The organism is Streptomyces sp. NBC_01460 (assembly GCF_036227405.1).
In the GTDB taxonomy this organism is placed as follows: domain Bacteria; phylum Actinomycetota; class Actinomycetes; order Streptomycetales; family Streptomycetaceae; genus Streptomyces.
Window position 1 is genome coordinate 8,118,765 of the sequence record NZ_CP109473.1, and the last position, 21,885, is coordinate 8,140,649.

Genomic DNA, 21,885 nt, shown 5'->3' on the forward strand with positions numbered 1-21,885 from the left:
GGAGGTTGCCCGGGGTGGATCGGGGGCGCGCCGAAGTGCCTGAGTCCGGGCACTGGTCGGGTCGGCGGCGGCCCCGAGCGCCGGGTCCCGCGCAGAACCTTTTCGGCCGTCCCGTGCGGCGGGGGTGGGAGCGCTCCCTTCGATGTCGGCAGACTCGACCGCGCACCACGGAAGGAGATCCCCGACGACGCACGGCAGGAGATCTCCTGCACCGCACCGCACATCAGGAGTTCCCACGACAACGACCCGACATCGAAAGGAACGCACATGCGCATACCCCGCCCCGTCTCCCGTAGGGCCGTACTCACCGCGGTTGCCGCGGGTGCAGTCGCCGCGACTTCTCCCTCCTATGCGTCCGTCGCCCACCCCTTCCGGTCACCCCGCCCCTCGTCGACCTTCCGGACCGTGGGCCGAGTGAGGAAGGCCGCCGATGGATCCGTGCAGTACGCCTGGCCCGGCATCGCCTTCGAAGGGCGATTCAGGGGCACCGGTGTCGGGGTCGTGCTTGCCGACTCGGACAACGACTACGACGTCCAGATCGACGGACGGACCGTCAGCACGCTGGTGACGCCAGGTCGGAGCACGTCCTGGGTCGACGGCCTCACCGATACGGAGCACGAAGTGCGGCTCGTCAAGCGGACGGAGAGCCCCTGGGCCGTCGGCCGGTTCGGCGGCTTCGTCGCTGCGGCCGGCGGCGCGGTCCTCCCGCCTCCGGCACCGCGCCGCAGACAGATCGAGTTCATCGGTGACTCCTACACAGCCGGGTACGGAAACGTCTCGGGTACACGCGACTGTTCAGGAAACGGAGGGGTCAACCGCAACAGCAACGCCGATCTGGCGTTCGGTGCCCTCACCGCCAAGAGGCTCGGTGCCGACCACCAGCAGAACGCCTTCTCCGGCCGTGGCATGGTCCGCAACTACGCCGGCGGCGAGCCCGGCACCGATTACCGCACCTACTACGACCGGGCCCTGCTGAACGTGGACGGCGACGTCTGGCGCAGGCCGGGCACCTGGCACCCGCAACTCGTCGTCATCGGACTGGGTATCAACGACTTCTCCACCCCGCTCGGCCCGGACGAGCCCTGGGCGACCGAGGACGACCTGGTCGCCGCATACGCGAGCGCCTACCAGGGCTTCCTCGACACACTGCGTACGCGCTACGGCACCCGGACGTTCCTGCTGGTCAGCAGCACCCCCGTGTCCCGTACCACCGCATTCGCGGACACCGCCAGGCGTATCGTCGAGGAGCGGAGCGCGCGGGGCGACAGGCGGATCGGGCACTGGCACTACGACGATCCGGGCCTGGACCGCCTCGGCTGCGACTGGCACCCCTCGCTCCAGGACCATCGGATCATCTCGGCTCTGCTCGACCAGAAGATCGCCGCTCTTCCGCTGAACTGGTGACCGGGCGGACGGCCCGGGCCTCCCGGGGCCCCGGCCGTCCGTGCGTGGCCGGGTCGATCCCTCGGACGGCAGGGGGATCGGGGCCCCCGGATGGTGGCGTCACGCCGCTTCCGGTGCCGGCTCGCCCCCGAAGTCGGCGGCGGTATTGCGCAGCTGTGCACGAGGCCCGGAGCGCTTCTCCCGGCCCTGGCCACGGAGGGGTCACCGACCTCCGAGGGGATCCTCGCCTCCGCGCGCGCCGTGTCGACGCCCGGTGGCTGACCCCCTGGCGTCCGCCGGCTGACCGTGCGGGCCACTGCCGGGCTCCCCCTGAGACGACTGCCGGGCTCCGCCCTGAGGTGGCTGCCTGGCTCCGCCCTGAGACGGCTGTCGGTGTGGAGGTGTCACGTCCGGGGCCGGGCCGCCGGGCCGGGCCGGGCGCTGACGTCGGCGGGGGAGAGGGCGGTGTGCCCGTGCTCGCACTCGACCGCCACGCGCACGGGGGCTCCGCACGGGTCGTGCCGGAGATCGAGGACCGGCCCCTCCGCGTCGTCGCCCGTGTACGTCTCGCCCCACTGCTTCAACGCCACCAGCACCGGCCACAGGTCCCAGCCCTTGCGGGTCAGGCGGTACTCGTTGCGGGCGCGACTGCCGGGCTCCTGATACGCGACGGTCCTCAGGACGCCCGCCGCGGTCAGCTTCCTGAGCCGGTCGCTGAGAATCGCCTCCGACAGCCCGATGTGGCGGCGGAACTCGTCGAACCGCCGTACGCCGTTACTCGCGTCGCGCAGGATCAGAAGCGTCCACTTCTCCCCGACCAGGTCGAGCGTGAGCTGGACCGGGCAGTTCTCCGTGCTCATCTCAAGCCACTCCATGGCGGCATTCTAGGACGCTGACTGCGTGATTGACAGTCAGGTGGGGCAGGGCTAACTTCGTTCTTCGAAGCCAGATCGGGAGGAGCGGCATCATGGGACGGACGCGCACGTACGAGTGGGAGGACCCCGCGCTCACAGCGGCGGCCGTGGGGCGGTCCTCCGGGCTGGACTTCCTGCGTGAGATCCAGGAGGGCCGCCTCGCCCCGGCGCCCGTGAGCGCCACCGTCGGCTTCGCCCTCGACGAGGTCGAGAAGGGGCGCGTGGTGTTCACGCTGGTGCCGGGGGAGGAGCACTACAACCCCATCGGCAGTGTGCACGGGGGGATCTATGCCACCCTGCTCGACTCCGCGGCCGGCTGCGCGGTCCAGTCGACCCTGCCGCCGGGCATGGCGTACACCTCGCTCGACCTGACCGTGAAGTTCCTGCGGCGGATCACCGTGGACACGGGCGCGGTCCGCGCCGTCGGCACCGTCGTCAGCGCGGGGCGCCAGACCGCCCTCGCCCAGGCCCAGTTGGTGGACGTGACGGGTCGCGTACTCGCCCACGCGACCAGTACCTGCATGCTGTTCCCGCTGCCCGCCGGCTGAGCGTGCCGGGCTCGGGGTCCGCGTGCGGGAGCGCCCGCGCACCTGTGTCGGGCTCCCCGGCCGACCGGACGATTCCTGTCGCGGGATCGACCGATGTGTCCCCTTTCGCTCGTACGCTGTCGGTCCTGACCGACTTTCACGAAAGGGGAACGCGGTGGCATCTCAGCTCAATCCGTACCTCAGCTTCGCCGGCGACGCACGGCAAGCCTTGGAGTTCTACAAGAACGTCCTCGGCGGCACCCTGACGCTGCACACCTACGGCTACATCGACGGGGGCGGTGCCGGGCAGAGCGACAAGATCATGCACGGAACGCTCGAGACGGCCGGCGGGTTCACGCTGATGGGCGCCGACAACCCTCCCGGGACCGAACATGAACCGGGGAACAACTTCGCCGTGAGTCTGAGCGGCGACGACCCGGACGAGCTGCGCGGCTACTGGGACAAGCTGTCCGACGGAGCCACCGTGACGGTCCCCCTGGAGAAGCAGATGTGGGGGGATGTGTTCGGTATGTGTACGGACACGTTCGGCATCCCATGGATGGTCAACATCAGCGGCCGGTAGGGCCGGCCCGAAGGCCCGAAGGCCCGAAGGCGGGCGAGCGCCTCGGCAGCCGACGGCCTGCACGTGCCGGCGGACGTGCCCGCTCACGGTCGTGACCGTCCGTGGGTCCGTCCGCCTGCGAGGCGTCCGGCCGACGGGCTCGCCGGTGAGGCGTCGTCCCCCTGGCGGCTGATCGCGCCCTGATCGGGGGTGCCGGGGTGTCCGAGTGCTGGTCCGTCTCTCCTTCGTGTGCCTCTTGCGTGAATATGTGATGGTTGGCGCTCAGGTGGCGCGGGAACGGGGCAGAAGACCGGTGTGGCCGGGAGGGCCGCTGTCCGTGCAGGGAACCGCGCGCCTCCAGCAGTGGACCTCCCGGCCACTCCCGTACGCCCGCGGCCGGCCCCGCCGTCGGCGCTACCCTCCGGCGGGCGGCGGTGCGGTGCTGTCGCGCACCACCAGCCGTGTGGGCACGAGTGTTGTGCCGTGGTCCGCCTCGTCGTGCCGCATCCGCCGTAGTACGCCCTCGACGCACAGCCGCCCCACCTCGGCGAAGTCCTGGTGAACGGTCGTCAGGGGAGGCATGAAGGATCCGGCTTCGGGGATGTCGTCGAAGCCGATGACGCTGACGTCGCCGGGGATGGCGCGTCCCCGCTCGCGGAGTGCCCTCAGGAGTCCCAGCGCCATCTGGTCGTTGGCGGCGAACACGGCCGTGCAGTTCTCCTCGTCGGCGATGCGGAGCCCGGCGCGGTAGCCGGATTCGGCCGACCAGTCCCCACGCGCCACGGGTGGTACGGAGCAGCCCGCGTCGGTGAGTTCGGCCTGCCACGCGTCCGCGCGGCGCTGGGCGGCGAAGGACTCCTCGGGCCCGGCCAGGTGCCACACCGTGCGGTGGCCGAGGTCCAGGAGGTGCCGGACGGCTGCCCGTGCGCCACCGGCCTGGTCGGTGTCGACCACGGTGTAGCGGTCACCGGCGTCCGAGTCGGCGACGACGACCTGCACGTGCGGGGGGAGTGAGAGCGTCGCCACGTCGAGCAGATGGACCTCCATGATGACGATGACGGCGTCGACCGCCAGCTCCCCCAGCCGGGAGAAGGCGCCGCGCACCTCGTCCTGCGTGGGCACGGCCACGGGCAGGAGCGTGACGGCGTATCCCTCCAGTGCGGCGGAGGTGGCGATCGCCTCCAGCGTGCGCATGTTGCCCGTGGTGGAGAGGTTGAACGTGATGACGCCGATCGTGCGGAACTCGCCGCGCTTGAGCGCCCGTGCGGCGCTGTTCGGCCGGTAGCCCAGCTCCTTCATGGCGGCCAGCACCTGGCGTCTGGTCTCCTCGGTGACTCCCTCGTACCCGTTGGAGACGCGGGAGACGGTCTGGGACGAGACGCCGGCCAGATGGGCGACGTCCGCCATCGAGGCCGTCCGCGACTGACGGGCGGCCGGTGCGCCCCTGCGGGCCTCCGCCCGTGGCGTGTTCGTCGAACCGCTGCCCGCCCCGCCCGTCCTGTCCACCCGTCTCCTCCGCCGTGCGATCCGCCGGATCGCCCGACGACTCTTGACCGTCCACATCATGCCGGTGTAAACATTCGGCCGTCAGATGTTTACGCAAACATAGCAGCCCTGACCTCGGTCGGAACGCGATGTTCACGCAACCATCCCGACGCTGTGTGCCGCCGGTTCCGAGATGGACGAGCGAGGGACAACATGACAACGCTTGAAACCGTTGCGGGTGCCGACCGGCGCCCGGACCGGCCACCCGCGAGGCGGGACCGCCGGTCATGGGCGGGATGGGGCTTCATCGGGCCGTTCGTGCTGGTCTTCGCGTTCGTCTTCCTGGCGCCGATCGTCTACTCGGTCCACCTCAGCCTCTTCCGGGACCAGCTCATCGGCGGCACGACCTTCGTGGGCCTGGACAACTACCAACAGGCCCTTCAGGACGAGCAGTTCTGGTCGTCGCTGAGCCGGGTGTCGCTCTTCCTGCTCATCCAGGTGCCGATCATGCTGGGCATCGCCCTGCTCGTCGCCCTCGCGCTGGACAGCGGGCGGCTCTACGGCAGGGACTTCTTCCGGATATCGATCTTCCTGCCGTACGCGGTGCCGGCCGTGGTCGCCACGCTCATGTGGGGCTTCATGTACGGCACCCGCTTCGGTCTCGTCAGCGACGTCAACGACGCGCTGGGCGTCTCGCTGCCGGACCCGCTCTCACCGGGCCTCGTCCTGGCGTCGATCGGGAACATCGTCACCTGGGAGTTCGTCGGCTACAACATGCTGATCTTCTACTCCGCGCTCCGCGTCATCCCGAACTCGCTGTACGAGGCCGCGGAGATGGACGGCGCCGGACAGATCCGCGTGATCACGGCCATCAAACTCCCTGCCATCCGAGGCGCCCTGGTCATCGCGACGATCTTCTCGATCATCGGCAGCTTCCAGCTGTTCAACGAGCCGAGCATCCTGCAGAAGCTGGCGCCCAACGCCATCACCACCTCGTACACCCCCAACTTCTACACCTACTCGTTGTCCTTCTCCGGTCAGCAGCACAACTACTCGGCGACGGTCGCCATCGTCATGGGACTGATCACCATGGTCATCGCCTATGTCGTCCAGCTGCGCGGCATGCGCAAGGAGTCGTGAAGCGATGAGCAGCCCCTCCACCACACTCCCGCCCGTGCCCGCCCCGGCCGGCCGGCCCGGCACCGTCCCCCGCCTCCGCAGGCGGGCCGGACACACTCCGTCCCGCCCCCGGCGCAGCCTGCTGCTGACCGTGCTCACCGGACTGGTCCTGCTCTACTCGCTCGTCCCGCTCGCCTGGCTGGTCATCAGCGCCACCAAGACCCAGCAGGGGCTGGCCGATTCGTTCGGCCTGTGGTTCAGCGGGGACTTCGCCCTGTGGGACAACATCACCGAGACCTTCGGCTACCACGACGGCGTCTTCACCCGGTGGCTGCTGAACACGGTGATGTACGTCGTGGTCGGGGCGGGCGGGGCGACGCTCCTGGCGGTCCTCGGCGGCTACGCCCTGGCGAAGTTCGCCTTCCCGGGCAAGCGCGCCGTCTTCGCCGTCGTCATCGGCGCCGTCGCGGTACCCGGCACCGCGCTGGCCGTCCCCACCTTCCTGATGTTCAGCACGATGGGGCTGACCGACACGCCGTGGGCCGTCATCATCCCCTCCCTCATCTCGCCCTTCGGCCTCTACCTCATGTGGGTGTTCGCCTCCCAGGCCGTACCGGACGAACTGCTGGAAGCCGCCCGCATCGACGGGGCGGGCGAGATCCGTACGTTCTTCCAGGTGGTCCTGCCGCTGCTCGCACCCGGCATCGTCACGGTCCTGCTGTTCACCGTGGTCGCGACGTGGAACAACTACTTCCTGCCGCTGATCATGCTCAAGGACCCGGACTGGTACCCGCTCACCCTGGGTCTCAACAGCTGGAACGCCCAGGCCGCCACGGCCGGCGGAGAGCCCGTCTTCCACCTGGTGATCACCGGATCCCTGATCACCGTCCTCCCGCTGATCGCCGCGTTCCTCCTGCTGCAGAAGTACTGGCAGTCCGGGCTCGCCGCCGGAAGCGTCAAGGAGTAACCGGGCGCGCCCGCACCGGACGCGCCCTCACCGTCCAGCCACCCCTCATCAGGCACGGTCCCGGCCACGAAGAAGTGGAAGCCACATCCATGCGTATGAGCACACGCCGCCTGCTGCGCGGCATCGCCCTGATCTCCGCCCTCACCCTGGGTGCCACCGCCTGCGGCGGTTCCGACGACGGCTCCGACCGGAAGCAGGTCGGGGCGGGGGACATCGACGCCGCCCTGAAGAAGGGAGGCACCCTCACCGTCTGGGCGTGGGAGCCGACCCTGAAGCAGGTCGCCGCGGACTTCGAGAAGGCGCACCCCGCTGTCCACGTCGAGCTCGTCAACGCGGGCACCGGCAACGACCAGTACAAGGCCCTCCAGAACGCCATCTCGGCGAAGAAGGGCGTCCCCGACGTCGCGCAGATCGAGTACTACGCGCTCGGGCAGTACGCCCTGACCAAGGGCCTGGACGACCTCGCCCCCTACGGCGCCGACGAGCTGGCCGGGAAGTACACCCCGGGGCCGTGGAACGCCGTGAAGTCGGAGAAGAACGTGTACGCCCTTCCCATGGACTCCGGGCCCATGGCGCTGTTCTTCAACAAGAAGGTCTTCGACCGGTACAAGATCGCCGTCCCCACCACCTGGGACGAGTACCTCCAGGCCGCCAGGGATCTGCACAAGGCCGATCCCAAGGCCTACATCACCAACGACACCGGGGACGCCGGAGCCACCACCAGCCTGCTGTGGCAGGCGGGATCCCGCCCCTACACCGTCGACGGCACCGAGGTGAAGATCGACTTCTCCGACGCGGGCGCCGCGAAGTACACCGAGGTCTGGCAGAAGCTGCTCGACGAGAAGCTCGTCGCGCCGATCACCAGCTGGAGCGACGAGTGGTACAAGGGCATGGGCGACGGCACGATCGCCACCCTGGCCATCGGGGCCTGGATGCCCGCCAACCTCGCCTCCGGAGTGAAGGAGGGGACCGGCCAGTGGCGGGTGGCCCCGCTGCCGCAGTGGAAGGCGGGGGAGACGGCCAGCTCCGAGAACGGCGGCAGCTCCCTGGCCCTGCCCGCACTCGGTGCGAACAAGGAACTCGCCTACGCCTTCACGGAGTACGCGAATGCGGGTGACGGCGTCCAGACCCGCATCAAGGCCGGCGCCTTCCCGGCCACCACCGCGGACCTGCGGTCCGAGGCCTTCCAGAACACCGCATTCCCCTACTTCGGCGGCCAGAAGGCCAACCAGGTCTTCGCCGAGTCGGCCGCGAACGTCGCCCCGGGATGGTCGTACCTCCCGTACCAGGTCTACGCCAACTCCATCTTCAACGACACCGCCGGGCAGGCCTACGTGTCCGGGACCAAGCTGGCCGACGGCCTCAAGCGCTGGCAGGACGCCTCCGTCACGTACGGGACCGAGCAGGGTTTCACCGTCAAGAAGTAGGCACGCGTTCCGTCCCGAAGCAAGCACGCGCTCCGTCCCGCCCCGTGCGGTACACCGGAAGGACCGACATGATCTCCACCCTTCTGTCCCAGGTACGGCAGGGGCCGGACGGTGACGCCGCTCCGTGCCTCGCCTTCGGCGCCGACTACAACCCCGAGCAGTGGCCCCGGGAGGTGTGGGAGGAGGACGTACGGCTGATGAGGGAGGCCGGGGTGAACATCGTCTCCCTCGCGATCTTCTCCTGGGCCCGCATCCAGCCCGCCCGCGACGCGTGGGACTTCGCCTGGCTCGACGAGGTGATGGACCTCCTGCACGCGGGCGGGATCGGCGTCGACCTGGCCACCGCCACCGCGTCCCCGCCGCCCTGGCTGACCACGGAGCACCCGGAGATCCTCCCGGTGACCGCGTCCGGCGAGACGGTCTGGCCCGGCGCCCGGCAGCACTGGCGCCCCACGTCGCCGGTCTTCCGCGAGCACGCCCTGCGGCTGGTCCGCGCGATGGCCGAACGCTATGCGGACCACCCCGCGCTGGTCGCCTGGCACGTCTCCAACGAGCTGGGCTGCCACAACGTCTACGACTACTCCGACGATGCCGCGCGTGCCTTCCGTGCCTGGCTGCGCACCCGCTACACCACGCTCGATTCCCTCAACCACGCCTGGGGCACCGCGTTCTGGGCGCAGCGCTACAGCGCCTGGGAACAGATCCTGCCGCCCCGGCTGGCCGCCTCCCACCCCAACCCGACGCAGCAGCTGGACTTCAAGCGCTTCTCGTCCGACGCGCTGAAGGACCATCTGCGACTGGAACGCGACCTGTTGCGTACGATCACTCCCTCCGTCCCCGTCACCACGAACTTCATGGTCATGAGCGGGACCAAGGGGATGGACTACGCAGACTGGGCCGGGGAGGTCGACTTCGTCTCCAACGACCACTACGTCGTGCCCGGTCCGCAGTGCCGCGAGGAGCTGTCCTTCTCCGCCAGTCTCTCCGGCGGCATCTCCGGAGGGCGTCCGTGGTTCCTCATGGAGCACTCCACCAGCGCCGTCAACTGGCAGCCGGTCAACCTGGCCAAGCTGCCCGGCGACCTCGCCCGCGACTCGCTCCTGCACGTCGCGCACGGGGCCGACGCCGTGTGCTTCTTCCAGTGGCGCCAGTCGGCCGCCGGGGCCGAGAAGTACCACTCGGCGATGCTCCCGCACGCCGGAGCGGACAGCGATCTCTTCCGGGCGGTGACCGGACTCGGGCAGGACCTCCGCGCACTGGCGCCGGTCGCGGGCTCGGAGCGTGAACCGGCCCAGGTCGGCATCGTCTTCGACTGGGACTCGTGGTGGGCGAGCGAGCAGGACTCCCATCCCACCGCCCGCCTCGACTACCACCAGGAGGCGCTCGACTGGTACTCCGCCCTCCTCGACCTGGGCATCCGGGCCGACGTGGTCCCGGCCCGCTCGGACCTGAGCCGCTACCGGCTCGTCATCGCCCCCGTGCTGCACGTCGTCCCCGCGGCGCTGGCCAAGGAGCTGACGCGGTACACCGAGAACGGCGGCCATCTGGTCACGACGTACTTCTCCGGTGTCGTCGACGAGAACGACCACATCTGGCTCGGCGGCTATCCCGGAGCACTGCGGGACCTGCTCGGGATCCGCATCGAGGAGTTCGGCCCGCTCCTCGACGGGGACACGGTCGAGGTGGACGGCGGCGCCACGGGCAGCATGTGGACCGACCGGATCACCGTCAGCGCGCCGGATGTGGAGGTGCTGGCCCACTACCGCAGCGGTGTGTACGCGGGCCGCCCCGCCGTCACCCGCCGGGCCGTGGGCGCCGGCTCGGCCGCGTACGTCTCCACCCGCCTGGGCGCCGACGGTCTCGGCGGACTGCTGCCGCGGCTGCTGGCCCCCGCCGGGGTCACCGGTGAGCTGCCTGCCGACGCGGCCGGCAGGGTCGAACTGGCCGTGCGCCGCGACGCCGGTCACCGCTACCTGTTCCTGGTCAACCGCACCGACGGGCCGGTGCCGGTGGCCGGGCTCGCCGGAGATCTCCTGATCGGCACGGCCGAGGCGGGCGCTGTCGTCCTCCCGCCGAGGGGGGTCGCCGTCCTGCGGCAGCCCGCCGCCTGACGTCCTCGGACCGCTCGGACAGCGCACCCTCGTGACCTGCCGGTCGCGAGGGTGCCGGCGTGGGGAGCGCTGCCCGCCGTCTCAGAACCCTTCCGCATGGCGAGACGGCCGGGCATCCGGAGTGATCCAGTCCGTATATTCGCACGCATGTCTGCATCGGCCCCGCCTCTGTGCCTCGCGCTGTTCGCGCACTCGGCGTGGTGCGTCGACGACGGGCTCTGTCGCGGCTGAATCCCGTGTCGGCCCGCGTCCCGCGCCGTCGACCGCCCACGCCGCCGTCCGCCGAGCATCACCCGGAGACCTTCCGTGACCACCGCGCCACCTGCCGGGCCGGCCGCGCCGCCGCGCGCCCTGCCCGCCCTCTTCGTCCCTTCCCCCACCTCGGCGCCGCAGCCCGAGGCGCCCGCCCTGCCCCCGGTGCGCAGGACACCCCTCGTCGTGTCCGGGCTGCTCGCAGCGGCCCTGACCGCGTACGTGTGGTCCGCGCACGGGGCCAAGCCGGGCGTGCTGCTCCTGCTGGGGCTCGGCCTGGGCGTCGCGCTGTTCCACTCCCGGTTCGGCTTCACCTCCGCCTGGCGTCAGCTCATCGCCGTCGGCAACGGCACCGGGCTGCGGGCGCACGCGCTGCTGCTCGGCACCACCGCCACGCTCTTCGCCCTGATCATCGGCACGAGCACCGGGCTGTTCGGCTCACAGCCCGCGCCCTCCGCCGGGACCCTCGGGGTCGGTCTCGTCGTCGGCTCCCTGCTCTTCGCCATCGGGATGCAGCTCGGCGGGGCCTGCGCCTCCGGAACACTCTTCGCCGTGGGCTCCGGGCAGACCTCCGTACTCCTGACCCTCGGCGGGTTCATCGCCGGAGCCACGCTCGCGGCCTGGCAGTTCGACCTGTGGAAGGACCTCCCCGCCTGGGAGCCGGTCGTCCTCTCCGAACACATCGGCTGGTTCGGCTCCTGGGCCGTGACGATTGCCGCGCTGCTCCTGGTGGTCGTGGTCACGCGGCGCGTGCAGGCCCGCCGCAACCCCCCGCCCCTCGGCGCCGTACCGTCGGCGCGCACGGCGGCGGTGCGGGCCCTGCGCGGCTCCTGGCCACTGGCCGCGGGCGCCCTGGTGCTGGCCGTGCTCGGCGCGGGCGTCCTGCTGGTGTCCGGCGGGGCCTGGGGCGTTACCAGCGCGTTCAGCCTGTGGGGTTCCGAGCTGGTGGGCGCCCTCGGAGGCCATCCGGAGAACTGGACGTGGTGGCGGCAGGCGGGCAACGCGGAGATGCTCGCCGGGCCGGTCCTGGCCGACAAGACCAGCCTCACCGACATCGGCATCATGATCGGTGCCGCGGTGGCGGCGGCGCTCGGCGGGACCTGGGCCCTGCACCGCGGGATTCCGTGGCGCACGGCCGTCGCGTCGGTGCTCGGCGGTGTGCTGATGGGCATCGGTGCCCGGCTGGCCGGAGGCTGCAACATCGGGGCCTACCTGGCGGGCGTCGCCTCGGGCAGTCTGAGCGGCTGGCTGTGGGGTGCCGTCGCCCTGGGCGGCACCTGGATCGGGCTCAAGCTGCGCCCGCTGTTCGGCCTGGGCAACCCGAAGCCGGGCGACGGGGTCTGCTGACCGGTCTGCCGACCTGTCCGGCTCGCAGCCGGCGCGGCGGCCGCCCGCCCGCCCGGGGTCCCGCCCCACCGCATCCGACGCGTCCAACCCATGCGTCCGACGCATCCACTGCATCCGACGCCTTCACGGCGGGCCCGCCCGGCCCGCCGTGAAGGCGTTGTCCGTGTCAGGCGAAGCGCCGGAGGTGGTCGGCGGTGCCGTTGTCCACCCCGGTGGTGGGGCACTGTGCCGCCGGGTGAACGTCCAGAGCGTCAGCCCGAGGAAGCTGAACGCGGCACCCAGCCCGCACACGGCGCCCCAGCCGGCCACCGTGTAGAGGGTGGTCGCGGCGATGGCACCGGTGGCGCTGCCGATGGAGTAGAAGACCATGTACCCGCCGATCAGCCGACTGCCCGCGTCCGGGTGCAGCGCGTGGATCAGGGTCTGGTTGGTGACATGGACCGCCTGTACGGCGAGGTCGAGAAGGATGATGCCGACGACCAGCGCCCAGAGCGAGCCGCGCGTGAACGCCAAAGGCAGCCACGAGGCTGTGAGCAGTGCGAGGGCGGTGCCGGTGGTCCGGCGGGAGAGCCCACGGTCGTTCAGGCGGCCCGCCGCGGTCGCGGCCACAGCCCCGGCGGCACCGATCAGCCCCAACGCCCCGATCTTGCTGTGGGACAGGAAGTACGGGGCCTCGCTGAGGGGCAGTGCGACGCTGCTCCACAGTGTGCTGAAGGCGGCGAAGATCAGCAGACCGAAGAGGGCCCGGAGCCGCAACAGGCGTTCCCGTGCGAAGAGGGTGAGGGTGGAGCGCAGGAGTTCCCCGTAGCGCAGGGGTGTCGTCGGGACGCCGGTGTGACGTGGCAGCACTCGGTGGAGGACCAGGGCGAGCAGGGCGGTGAGCGCCGCCGAAGCGAGGTAGACGGAGCGCCAGCCCGCGAGATCGGCCACGAAGCCGGACGCGGTGCGGGCCAGCAGGATGCCGATGACCACGCCGCTGGTGACCAGGCCGACGACCCGTCCGCGCTCCGCGGGCGCGGCCATCGACGCGGCGAAGGCCACCAGTGTCTGCGTCACCACCGCGAGAAGTCCCAGCGCGGCCATGGCCGCGAGCAGGACCACCGCCGTGTGCGCGGTGGCCACCACGGCCAGCGCCACCACCAGGAGCAGCAACTGACCCACGACGAGCCGCCTGCGGTCGGCCACATCGCCCAGCGGTACGAGGAGGAAGAGCCCCAGCCCGTATCCGACATGGGTCAGGGTGACGACGCCGCCCACAAGAGCCGGGCTCATGCCGAGGTCGTGGCCCATGGTCACGAGGAGCGGCTGGGAGAAGTAGACGTTGGCCACTGCGGCCCCGCAGGCGACGGCGAACAGGGCGACGACGCCCCTGGACAGGGCTGACGCGGACCCCTCCCCGTTCCGGGCCTCGGTCCGTGGTTCCACAGCTTCGCTGTCGCCCGGCATCAGCACTCCTCCGCACAGCTGGTTTCATCTTGCTACCGATGGGGACGCTAGCGCGCTTTGGTAGCATGTTGCAACCGTGGTGAGAGTGAGGACGCAATGGTGGCCAGGACGCGCTTCGACGACAGTGAATGTCCGGTCGCCCGGTCGGTGGACGCGATCGGCGACTGGTGGTCCCTGCTGATCGTGCGGGACGCCTTCGACGGAAGCCGGCGGTTCGGGGAGTTCCAGCGCAGCCTCGGCGTGGCGAAGAACATCCTCACCGCTCGTCTGCGCGCGCTGGTCGCCGGTGGAGTGCTCGCTTCGGTCCCCGCCTCGGACGGCAGCGCCTACCGCGAGTACGTACTGACTCCGAAGGGCGAAGCGCTCTTCCCCGTCATCGTCGCGCTCCGGCAGTGGGGTGAGCAGAACTTCTTCGTCCCCGGCGAGCCCCACTCGGAGTTGGTCGACCGCCGTCAGGGGAATCGCCTCCGCGCCCTGGAAGTGCTGTCCGAGGACGGGCGACGGCTGAGTCCCGACGACACCACCGTCCACAAGGTCGCTCCCCGGTGAGCCCGGCGCCCGTCACTCGCCGTTCTCCGCGACGATGGCCCCGGAAGCCCACGCGGCGGGCCGAGAAGCGCGCCATCGCCGAGTACGGCATCAACCGCTTCGAGCGGCGCAGCGCGGTCGCGACCGCCACGACGGGCCCGTCGTCCATCGCGAAGCCGCCGTGTTGATCCCAGCCGTCCAGGAACCGCTCTGACCAGCACCGCAACAACGGGCCTCATGCGACGTCGAATTCGTGGACCGTGCTCAGTCCGTCCAGGTCAAAACTGCCAGCCCACGTCGGCCGGCGACGAGATAGAAACTCTGCAGCAGCCCGAAATGCTCAACAAGGTACTCGCGTGGGTGTCCGCCGAACCCTCGGAATCCGCATGCTTCGGCGGCTTCCACGTGGTCCGCAGGCAGGCACCTGAGTATGTCGTCGACGTCCAGAGCGGCCAGTTCGCGGGCCAGTTCGGCCACTACTGCAGGAGCGAGAAGGGCTGGAGGGGAGTCGAAGCCGTCATGGACCCCGGGATGATCAAGGAACTCGACATCGCCACCTGGGTCTCCCGAGATGCTCCGCCTGAGGAGCTGGACACACGGACCCTCGACAGGCATGCGCTGACAGAACCAGATCAAGCCCCAGATCGCCCAGTCGAGATCCACCGTGTCCTCCACGGGTGGATCCCAATCGGGGTCGCCGTCCGGAGACGCCTCCGCAATCGCACGGCACTGAGCCAGGTACTGCGGGGTCACCCGTGCGAGTTGCTGGGTCAGTGCCATACGGTGAAGTGACCCCTTTCCCACCTGGGAGCGCGGTGGTGGCTGCCTTGTTCCACTGCGTCATGCGCCTTCGGTGCCCAAGCGCTCCGCCGACCGGAGAAGGTACTGGGGCAGTTTTGAACTGGCCGCCAGGACCTCGACACCGATCAGCCGTCCCTGTTCGTCGAAGTCAAGGTTGATCATGCCGTCGACGTCCACCGGATCGCAGGGATACGTGTGCGCTGACTTCACGCGATCCTGCGGATCGGTGAAGTACACGTATGCTGCGTCCACAGCCCTGTCGTACGTAACCCTCACAGTGAACTGGCTCCCTCGGTGTCGTCGATGACTGCGCTGTCCATGTCTGTGGCGGCCCCATGCCACCGCGGCGAGCCGCAGAGCCAGGACCGCCTTGACGATGCCGGTGGTGCGAGTGCTGCCGCAACAGGGTTTGTGCAGGAGGCGTCAGATCTTGAGGGCTCCGCAGGCTCCCTGGTAACCCTTGTCGGCCCAGGTCTGCATGTCGGCTTCGGTGAGTGCGCCGATCACACGCCCACGACGGCAGGTAGTCCTTCCAGGGCCGTCGGCCGGAGACCTGGATGTTCTTGCCGTTGTGCTGGGCCGACCAACAACTCGATCGGACTTCGGGACCACTCGCCTAGAACACCGTGGCAGCCGGTGGCGTCCACCGCTTGGAGCGGGGGACCGAGCCGGGGACGTCGTAGTCCTTCTTGAGCTGCTCGGGGATCGCGTAGTGCATGACGCGTCCCCGGGTCAGGGAGGACAGCTCGAGGGAGGTCGTCAGCCGGCCGATGTGGTCCAAGGCCCAGGCACCGAGCGGGGAACGGTCCTCGATGCTCTCCAGGGCCCCCAGCAGGTGGGGCACTGTCCTGACCAGGGTGTCCCACGAGGAGCGGGGCACCTGGAGCCAGTCCGCGCAGGTGTCGCCGACCAGGTGGCGGATGAGGGCGGAGACGACCGGGTCGAGGAAGGTCCCCGGTACGACCTCCTCGTACAGGTCGATGAGCTGGCGCGTCAGGTGCGCTCCCTCCGGGGAAGGCCCCATGTGCCGGACCATGTACAGGTCGAGGAAGCGGCGGGCGTCCTCGAGCGTCCGGGGCACGGTGTCCTGGTCCACTCCGAGCATCGCACCGACCACGCGCCAGGCGTAGTAGTACGACTCGGCGCCGTCCGTCGACATGTGGATGCCGAGACGATGCAGGCTGTCGAGAACCAGCAGGGAGAAGAACATCTGCCCGCCGATCATGTCCTCCTGGCAGATCGGCGTCCCGAGCGCCCCGGTGTCCCAGCGGTTCTCGCGTGTCAGGTGGTGACGGATGGAGGCATGGAGGAGCCGGACCTTCTGGGCCGCGGGGATGAAGGGACTGCCCGCCTCGAACGCCCCTGGCTGCATCAGGTAGACGGTGAACTGCCCGGTCTCCGCCATCCGTCTGGAGGGGTAGTCGAGCCCGTGGGTGGCCGACAGCAGCTTCGCCACGTGGGGGACGAGGTAGCAGGCGGGCATCGAGGCGAAGGACAGCGCGGTGGAGATGTGCACGTTGTTGTCGGCGAAGAACAGCCGTGCCTTCTCCATCTCGCCCCAGTCGACCCAGGCCGGTGGTGCGCCGGTGGCCTCGAGGTACTCGCGTGCTACGTCGGGCAGCCCGTCCGGCAAGGGGGAGCCGGCGGTGGAGACGTACCGCATCAGGGAGTTGAACTTGCCCACCTCCCCGCGTTCGAAGAGTGCGGCGACGGTGGCGTCGGCGAGTTCGTCCCCGGCCAGGCGAAGGGAGTTCAACGACGACTCGGTGTAGCTCATGGCAAGGCTCCTTGTACTGAGGGAGGTGTGTTCCGTACGAGGCCGTGACGCACGCCGTTCCAGGCCGAGCTGCCCGGCGCGCCTGCGCGGTCAGGACACGCGGACGGTCACCGACCGTGCCAGCGTGGTCAGGGCCGAGGCGGCCGGGGCGGGCACACCGAGCCCGGCCAGGGCGCCGAGAGCCTCCTCCACCCGTGCGCTGATCATCTCCTCGACGCGGTCGGGTGCGTGGAGCCGGCACATCAGCTCACGCACCGCGCGCAGACCCTCCGCGTCCAGATCCCGCCGGCCCAGGAGGGCCCGCAAATGCTGCCGCTCGGCCTCGCCTGCGAGGCGCCAGGTCTCCGCCAGCAGGGTCGTGGGCCGGTGTCCCCGCAGGTCGTCGGTGTTGGCCTTCCCCGTCCGCTCGGGGTTCCCGAACAGGCCGAGCAGGTCGTCCCGGAGCTGGAACGCCTCGCCGAGCGGGAGCCCGTACGCCGAGAAGCCCTCGCGTATCCGGTCGCCGGCCCCGGCCAGGGCACCGCCGATCAGCAGGGGCTGCTCGACGGTGTACTTGGCCGTCTTGAACCGGATCACCTTGAGCGATTCGGTGGTGTCCGGGGGTGCTCCGGTACGGAGGATCTCCAGGCACTCACCGGCGATCAGGTCCCGGGCCAGGTCCGACCACAAGGGGCGGGCCCGGGCAAGATACGCGGCCGGCAGACCGCTGGTGGCGAACAACTGCCCGGCCAGCCCCATCAGCAGGTCTCCCACCAGCATCGCCAGCGACCTGCCGGCGGCGACGGAACGCGGCCGGCGGCGTACCGCACCACGCAGGGCGATCTGTGCGGTGGGCCGGCCATGGCGCAGCGGGCTGTCGTCGATGAGGTCGTCGTGGACGACAGCGGCGGCGTGCACCAGTTCCATCGAGGCCGCGGCGCGCACCAGCGCGTCGTTGTCCGGCTGGCCCACGGCTCGCCAGCCCCAGTAGCAGAACGCTGCCCGCAGCCGCTTCCCGTCCGCGACCGAGGTCTCCAGCTGGTCCGCCACGGGCCGCAGGGCCGGGTCCACGTCCGCGAACAGTTGCGCCTCCTCGGCGACGAAGCGGCGCAGCACGCCGTCGACCCGGGCCTTGAAGACGGCCGGCTCCCACCGGTCAGACGCCATCGGCGGACTTCCTGGCCAGCGCCTCCTGGGCGAGGGTCTCCAGGTGGGCCGGTGGTGTGTCGGCGTACCTGTCCAGGACCAGGCGGCCCCGAGCCTTCAGATCGCGCTCGGCCTCCACCACCAACTCCGCGCCGTCCGAACGGCGCAGCAGCCCTCGTACCGTCCCCAGGACCGAACCCACGGTGCTCACCGCCAGATCGGCCAGCCCCGCCGCCAGCAGCACTGCCTGTCCCTCCGGGCTCGTGCCCCGCCCCGCATCCTTCGCCATCGCTCCGTCTCCCCTCGCGCACCGCGCATCGGACGGCGCCGGTCGCGCGCCGCTCTCCTCAGGATCCCGGCGGGCGGAGGGGCGGGCGGAGGAAGTCACGATAGAGTGAGGGCGTCGCCCAGCCGTACGGATCGCACAGGTCACGCCCCCTTCCAGCTCAAACGTCGGCCGTCGGCGATCCGCTGACGGAGGAGCGTCTGGGCGGGCTCACACGGGCTCGCCCGGGGGATTCGGTGCCGGGCTCGACCCGGGCGGTCACACGGCCGGACGCGAGGACGCCGTGCGCGCGGCCCGCGTGGAGACGGTGGCGGGCGCCGGCACACCCACCGACCGTGAGCGGGAGGCGCCCGACCTGGCGGTCGCGCCGGCCCCCGATCTTCCCCGAAGGGGTGATGGCACACCCATCATGACAGGTCAGAGGGCATTTTCGTAGGACGAACAGCACGCTCTCCAAGCCTTGTTGAGGGGCTGCCGCACCTTTCAGAATCACCGTCATGAATCACTGGGAGAGCGTCGATCACCATGCGGTACTGCGGGCACGGACACTTCTGCTCGGATCCGGCACCATCAACATCCACGAGGCCGTCGACGCCTATCGCCTGCTCGCCGTGGTGAGCCCGGCGGTGTACCTGCCGCGCCTGGCCCAGGCACTCCTGGAGTACGGGACGGCGGACCCCCGGAACCCCGGGACCCGCCTGGCGGTCGTGACGGAGGCCGCATCCGCGGCCCGGCGGATGGAGGCGGCCGAGCCGAGGCGCGCGGCGCTGCTCCGGAAGGCGCTGGAGGCGTGCGAGCAGGAGCTGACCGTGCTGGGGCGGACGGAGGAAGCCCGGTCGGTGAGGGCGGAGTTGGACGGGACAGCCGGCGGGGAGGAGGGGACCCGGTGAGCCGCGCCCGCTGACGGCGGGGCGCGGTCGGGGCGGAGGGCACCGAGCCGTCCGCCCCGACGGCCCGCCCCCCGGCCCGGAGGGATCACGGCCGTCGGGGAGGCACCGGCCGCGCCCCTGGCGGACCGTCGTGGCGCGGGGCTCGCTTACGATCCTCTCCGTGTGTGCAAACGTCATAGTCGCCGAAGACGACGCGAAACAGGCCGAGCTGGTCCGCCGTTACCTCGAACGCGAGGGCCATACCGTCACCGTGGTGTCGGACGGCCTCTCCGCCCTGGAGGAGGCCCGGCGGGGGGAGCCGGACCTCCTCGTCCTCGACGTGATGATGCCGAGGGCCGACGGACTCGACGTCGTACGCATACTGCGCGCCGAGGAGCGGGAGGTGGCGGTCCTCATGCTCACCGCGCGGGCCGCGGAGGACGACCTGCTGCTCGGCCTCGACCTCGGCGCGGACGACTACATGACCAAGCCCTACAGTCCCCGCGAGCTCATGGCGCGCGTGCGGACGCTCCTGCGGCGCACCCGGCGGGGCGTGGGGCGCGAGGACGGCCACGTGCTGCGGGTGGGAACCCTTGCCGTCGATCCCGTACGCCACGAGGTGGCGGTCGACGGTGTCGGGGTCGAGTGCACACCCGGGGAGTTCCGCCTCCTCTCGACGATGGCCGCCGAACCCGAGAGGGTCTTCACCCGTGAGCAGCTCCTGGCCGAACTGCACGGCTTCGACCGGTACATCAGCAGCCGTACGGTCGACGTGCACATCATGAACCTCCGCAAGAAGATCGAGCGAGCACCCCGGCGCCCGGTCCGCCTGCTCACCGTCTTCGGCGTCGGCTACAAACTCCTGGACCCGGAGAAGGGTGCCTCGCGTGCTCCGGCGCGCTGAGCGCGCCGGACAGCGTCTGCGGCTGCCCCTGCGCAAGAGTCTGCTCGGCAGGCTGCTGGCGGTGTCGGCGCTGGTCGCGGCCTGCTCGGTAGCCGCCACGGCATGGCTGGCCGTGCAGACCACGTCCGGCGCGATCGAGCAGGAGCAGGGCCGCAACCTCGCCGCCGACACCCGGGTCCTCGACGGTCTCCTCGCCTACGCGGCCGAACACCCCACCTGGGACGGCGTGGGGACCACCGTCGACGAGCTGGCCGACGCGTCCGACCGGCGCATCACGCTGACGACGCAGAGCCGGGAGATCCTCGCGGACTCCGCCGGTTCGTCCCCGCCCCCACCGGCCCTGCCCCCGCAGGCCTCGGCGGTCGTGGACCCGCTGTCGGTCGCCGCCGTCCCCTCCGAGGCGGAGCCGGGTGCGGGGTCCGTGACCGTCGCGGTACCCGGCACCGACGCGGCACAGCGCTCCGGCAACGATCGAGTGGACCCGCGTGCCGTCGGCCCGTTCAAGCTGCCCGAGGCCGAGCGGGCGTCGTTGCGGCGCACCGCCGAGGAGACGGTGCGGTGCCTCAGCCGGTCGGGGATCGCCTCGGACGTCATCGAGAGCCCGAGCGGCCGGCCCCGTATCCAGGTCGTGGGCAACGATCCGGCCCGCATGCAGAACAGCAGGTGTTCGACGGACGACCTGGACAGTCCCACCGGAACCGAGACGAAGGCACTCACCGCGCTCAACGGGCTGGTCAACGCGTGCCTCGACCGGCAGGGCCGCGAAGCCGTACGGCTCGATCTCGACCTCTCGTGGAACACGCGGGAGGAGCCCGAGGCAGCAACGGCCGTACCCCGGCCCGTGCCCGGTGTCACCGTTCCGCAGGAGGCCCGGCCGACCGCCCTCCCCACCCCGGCGTCCCTGGACAGCGAGAACGACCGCGACATCGCCTCGTGCGTCGGCATCGCCCGTCAGGAGCAGCTCAGTTCGTACGTCGCCTCGCCCGCGCTGCTGTTCATCAGCGACCCGGGCGGGGGCGCCGTCCCCGCCTTCGAGCTGTCCTCCGGCAACACCGCGAAGATCACCGGCGTCGCGGCGCTCGTCCTCGCGCTCACGGTCGGGGCCTCGGTCCTGGCCGGTGCCCGGCTCGTACGTCCGCTGCACGCGCTCACGGGTGCGGCCCAGCGCATGCGGGACGGAGAGAACCCCTCCCATGTGGTGGTCGCGGCGGACAACGAGATCGGCCGGCTGGCCGCCGCCTTCAACGACATGACGGAACACCGGGCACGGCTGGAGGAGCAGCGCAAGGCGCTGGTCAGCGACGTGGCGCACGAGCTGCGCACACCGCTGAGCAACATCCGGGGATGGCTGGAGGGTGCCCAGGACGGAATCGCCGAGCTGGACGCGTCGTTCGTCTCCTCGCTCCTCGAGGAGGCGGTGCAGCTGCAGCACATCATCGACGACCTCCAGGACCTGGCGGCGGCGGACGCCGGTGTCCTCCGTCTCCACCCCGAACCCCTGAGGATCGAGGAGTTGCTCACCTACGTCGTCGCGGCCCACCAGGCAGAGGCGGATGCCGCAGGGGTCGGCCTGACCGTGGCCGACCCGGAAGGGCGCGAACCGCCCCCTGACCTGGCCGCGGACCCGGTACGCATGCGGCAGGCCATCAGCAACCTGGTGTCCAACGCCGTGCGCCACACCCCGCCCGGAGGGCGGGTGACGTTGCGCGTCTACGCCACCGGGTCCGGGGGCGACGAGACGGTGGTGGAGGTCGCGGACACCGGCTGCGGCATAGCGCAGGAGGACCTGCCGCACGTCTTCGACCGTTTCTGGCGCGCCGAGAAGTCCCGCAGCCGCCGCACCGGCGGGAGCGGTCTGGGGCTGGCGATCGTACGCAAGCTCGTCGAGGCGCACGGTGGCACGACGGGGGTGGCCAGCACGGTGGGCCACGGCTCGGTGTTCACCCTGCGGTTGCCGTCGGCCGGCCCTGATCCGATGCGAACGCTGGTCTGACAGTTTCCTCACAACTTCACTCCAGACTCACGGCAAGCCCGGCGCCCGACACGCACCCGTGT

The 21,885-nt window shown here is 70.7% G+C and carries 20 protein-coding genes; 12 read left to right on the forward strand and 8 right to left on the reverse strand.

Features of this window, described 5'->3' with window-relative positions:
- Positions 1–267: 267 nt before the first annotated feature.
- Positions 268–1,404 carry an SGNH/GDSL hydrolase family protein gene (locus OG488_RS36155; protein WP_329237153.1) on the forward strand — a complete coding sequence of 379 codons (1,137 nt, stop codon included), beginning with the start codon at positions 268–270 and terminating at the stop codon, positions 1,402–1,404.
- A gap of 383 nt (positions 1,405–1,787) precedes the next feature.
- Here the strand turns inward: OG488_RS36155 and OG488_RS36160 are convergent, their stop codons facing one another.
- Positions 1,788–2,258, reverse strand: coding sequence for a winged helix-turn-helix transcriptional regulator (locus OG488_RS36160; protein WP_329237156.1), 471 nt, complete (start codon positions 2,256–2,258; stop codon positions 1,788–1,790).
- Between the two features lie 92 nt (positions 2,259–2,350).
- On the opposite strand from OG488_RS36160, the gene OG488_RS36165 reads away from it, so the two are divergent.
- Together OG488_RS36165 and OG488_RS36170 are read left to right on the forward strand one after the other, a co-directional pair.
- Positions 2,351–2,845, forward strand: coding sequence for a PaaI family thioesterase (locus OG488_RS36165; protein WP_329237158.1), 495 nt, complete (start codon positions 2,351–2,353; stop codon positions 2,843–2,845).
- Positions 2,846–2,999: 154 nt separating this feature from the next.
- Positions 3,000–3,407, forward strand: coding sequence for a VOC family protein (locus OG488_RS36170; protein ID WP_329237162.1), 408 nt, complete (start codon positions 3,000–3,002; stop codon positions 3,405–3,407).
- A gap of 393 nt (positions 3,408–3,800) precedes the next feature.
- On the opposite strand, the gene OG488_RS36175 is transcribed toward OG488_RS36170, so the two are convergent.
- Positions 3,801–4,793, reverse strand: coding sequence for a LacI family DNA-binding transcriptional regulator (locus OG488_RS36175; protein ID WP_329239258.1), 993 nt, complete (start codon positions 4,791–4,793; stop codon positions 3,801–3,803).
- A 291-nt stretch (positions 4,794–5,084) separates the two neighbouring features.
- Between OG488_RS36175 and OG488_RS36180 the strand changes: the two genes are divergently transcribed.
- The 5 genes from OG488_RS36180 (at position 5,085) to OG488_RS36200 (ending at position 12,094) form a co-directional block, all read left to right on the forward strand.
- Positions 5,085–6,011, forward strand: coding sequence for a carbohydrate ABC transporter permease (locus OG488_RS36180; protein ID WP_329237165.1), 927 nt, complete (start codon positions 5,085–5,087; stop codon positions 6,009–6,011).
- Between the two features lie 4 nt (positions 6,012–6,015).
- A complete protein-coding gene (locus tag OG488_RS36185) occupies positions 6,016–6,957 on the forward strand; it encodes a carbohydrate ABC transporter permease (protein ID WP_329237168.1) in 942 nt (313 codons plus the stop codon).
- Positions 6,958–7,046: 89 nt separating this feature from the next.
- On the forward strand, positions 7,047–8,384 hold the full coding sequence (locus OG488_RS36190) for an ABC transporter substrate-binding protein (protein ID WP_329237171.1): 1,338 nt from the start codon (positions 7,047–7,049) through the stop codon (positions 8,382–8,384).
- 68 nt (positions 8,385–8,452) lie between these two features.
- Positions 8,453–10,495: a beta-galactosidase gene (locus OG488_RS36195; protein ID WP_329237174.1), complete on the forward strand. Its 2,043-nt coding sequence runs from the start codon at positions 8,453–8,455 to the stop codon at positions 10,493–10,495.
- A gap of 306 nt (positions 10,496–10,801) precedes the next feature.
- On the forward strand, positions 10,802–12,094 hold the full coding sequence (locus OG488_RS36200) for a YeeE/YedE family protein (RefSeq protein ID WP_329237176.1): 1,293 nt from the start codon (positions 10,802–10,804) through the stop codon (positions 12,092–12,094).
- 123 nt (positions 12,095–12,217) lie between these two features.
- Here OG488_RS36200 and OG488_RS36205 read toward each other — a convergent pair whose 3' ends face one another.
- Positions 12,218–13,540 carry an MFS transporter gene (locus OG488_RS36205; RefSeq protein ID WP_443074260.1) on the reverse strand — a complete coding sequence of 441 codons (1,323 nt, stop codon included), beginning with the start codon at positions 13,538–13,540 and terminating at the stop codon, positions 12,218–12,220.
- Between the two features lie 96 nt (positions 13,541–13,636).
- Between OG488_RS36205 and OG488_RS36210 the strand changes: the two genes are divergently transcribed.
- Positions 13,637–14,089, forward strand: coding sequence for a winged helix-turn-helix transcriptional regulator (locus OG488_RS36210; RefSeq protein ID WP_329237182.1), 453 nt, complete (start codon positions 13,637–13,639; stop codon positions 14,087–14,089).
- A gap of 243 nt (positions 14,090–14,332) precedes the next feature.
- On the opposite strand, the gene OG488_RS36215 is transcribed toward OG488_RS36210, so the two are convergent.
- From OG488_RS36215 to OG488_RS36235, 5 genes are all read right to left on the reverse strand, one after another.
- Positions 14,333–14,848, reverse strand: a complete 516-nt coding sequence (locus OG488_RS36215; protein ID WP_329237185.1) for a DUF1877 domain-containing protein — start codon at positions 14,846–14,848, stop codon at positions 14,333–14,335.
- A 60-nt stretch (positions 14,849–14,908) separates the two neighbouring features.
- Positions 14,909–15,145 carry a DUF2283 domain-containing protein gene (locus tag OG488_RS36220; RefSeq protein ID WP_329239261.1) on the reverse strand — a complete coding sequence of 79 codons (237 nt, stop codon included), beginning with the start codon at positions 15,143–15,145 and terminating at the stop codon, positions 14,909–14,911.
- A gap of 340 nt (positions 15,146–15,485) precedes the next feature.
- Positions 15,486–16,646, reverse strand: coding sequence for an oxygenase MpaB family protein (locus OG488_RS36225; protein WP_329237187.1), 1,161 nt, complete (start codon positions 16,644–16,646; stop codon positions 15,486–15,488).
- A 90-nt stretch (positions 16,647–16,736) separates the two neighbouring features.
- A complete protein-coding gene (locus OG488_RS36230) occupies positions 16,737–17,792 on the reverse strand; it encodes a polyprenyl synthetase family protein (RefSeq protein ID WP_329237190.1) in 1,056 nt (351 codons plus the stop codon).
- Entirely contained in the window at positions 17,782–18,060 is a 279-nt protein-coding gene (locus OG488_RS36235; RefSeq protein ID WP_329237193.1) for a polyprenyl synthetase, read from the reverse strand. Before OG488_RS36235 ends, OG488_RS36230 begins: the two co-directional genes overlap by 11 nt.
- Before the next feature lie 494 nt (positions 18,061–18,554).
- Here OG488_RS36235 and OG488_RS36240 point away from each other — a divergent pair, with 494 nt between their 5' ends.
- From OG488_RS36240 to OG488_RS36250, 3 genes are all read left to right on the forward strand, one after another.
- Positions 18,555–18,947 (forward strand): hypothetical protein, encoded by a 393-nt coding sequence (locus tag OG488_RS36240; RefSeq protein WP_329237196.1) that lies wholly within the window; start codon positions 18,555–18,557, stop codon positions 18,945–18,947.
- A 160-nt stretch (positions 18,948–19,107) separates the two neighbouring features.
- Positions 19,108–19,830 (forward strand): response regulator transcription factor, encoded by a 723-nt coding sequence (locus OG488_RS36245; protein ID WP_329237197.1) that lies wholly within the window; start codon positions 19,108–19,110, stop codon positions 19,828–19,830.
- Entirely contained in the window at positions 19,814–21,823 is a 2,010-nt protein-coding gene (locus OG488_RS36250) for a sensor histidine kinase (RefSeq protein WP_329237200.1), read from the forward strand. Before OG488_RS36245 ends, OG488_RS36250 begins: the two co-directional genes overlap by 17 nt.
- Positions 21,824–21,885: the final 62 nt, after the last annotated feature.

Bases quoted from the DNA above. Each gene is read 5' to 3' on its own strand.
- OG488_RS36155 (WP_329237153.1), top strand. From the start codon at position 268: ATGCGCATACCCCGCCCCGTCTCCCGTAGGGCCGTACTCACCGCGGTT.
- OG488_RS36160 (WP_329237156.1), bottom strand. From the start codon at position 2,258: ATGGAGTGGCTTGAGATGAGCACGGAGAACTGCCCGGTCCAGCTCACG.
- OG488_RS36165 (WP_329237158.1), top strand. From the start codon at position 2,351: ATGGGACGGACGCGCACGTACGAGTGGGAGGACCCCGCGCTCACAGCG.
- OG488_RS36175 (WP_329239258.1), bottom strand. From the start codon at position 4,793: ATGGCGGACGTCGCCCATCTGGCCGGCGTCTCGTCCCAGACCGTCTCC.
- OG488_RS36180 (WP_329237165.1), top strand. From the start codon at position 5,085: ATGACAACGCTTGAAACCGTTGCGGGTGCCGACCGGCGCCCGGACCGG.
- OG488_RS36185 (WP_329237168.1), top strand. From the start codon at position 6,016: ATGAGCAGCCCCTCCACCACACTCCCGCCCGTGCCCGCCCCGGCCGGC.
- OG488_RS36190 (WP_329237171.1), top strand. From the start codon at position 7,047: ATGCGTATGAGCACACGCCGCCTGCTGCGCGGCATCGCCCTGATCTCC.
- OG488_RS36195 (WP_329237174.1), top strand. From the start codon at position 8,453: ATGATCTCCACCCTTCTGTCCCAGGTACGGCAGGGGCCGGACGGTGAC.
- OG488_RS36205 (WP_443074260.1), bottom strand. From the start codon at position 13,540: ATGCCGGGCGACAGCGAAGCTGTGGAACCACGGACCGAGGCCCGGAAC.
- OG488_RS36210 (WP_329237182.1), top strand. From the start codon at position 13,637: ATGGTGGCCAGGACGCGCTTCGACGACAGTGAATGTCCGGTCGCCCGG.
- OG488_RS36215 (WP_329237185.1), bottom strand. From the start codon at position 14,848: ATGGCACTGACCCAGCAACTCGCACGGGTGACCCCGCAGTACCTGGCT.
- OG488_RS36225 (WP_329237187.1), bottom strand. From the start codon at position 16,646: ATGAGCTACACCGAGTCGTCGTTGAACTCCCTTCGCCTGGCCGGGGAC.
- OG488_RS36230 (WP_329237190.1), bottom strand. From the start codon at position 17,792: ATGGCGTCTGACCGGTGGGAGCCGGCCGTCTTCAAGGCCCGGGTCGAC.
- OG488_RS36235 (WP_329237193.1), bottom strand. From the start codon at position 18,060: ATGGCGAAGGATGCGGGGCGGGGCACGAGCCCGGAGGGACAGGCAGTG.
- OG488_RS36240 (WP_329237196.1), top strand. From the start codon at position 18,555: ATGAATCACTGGGAGAGCGTCGATCACCATGCGGTACTGCGGGCACGG.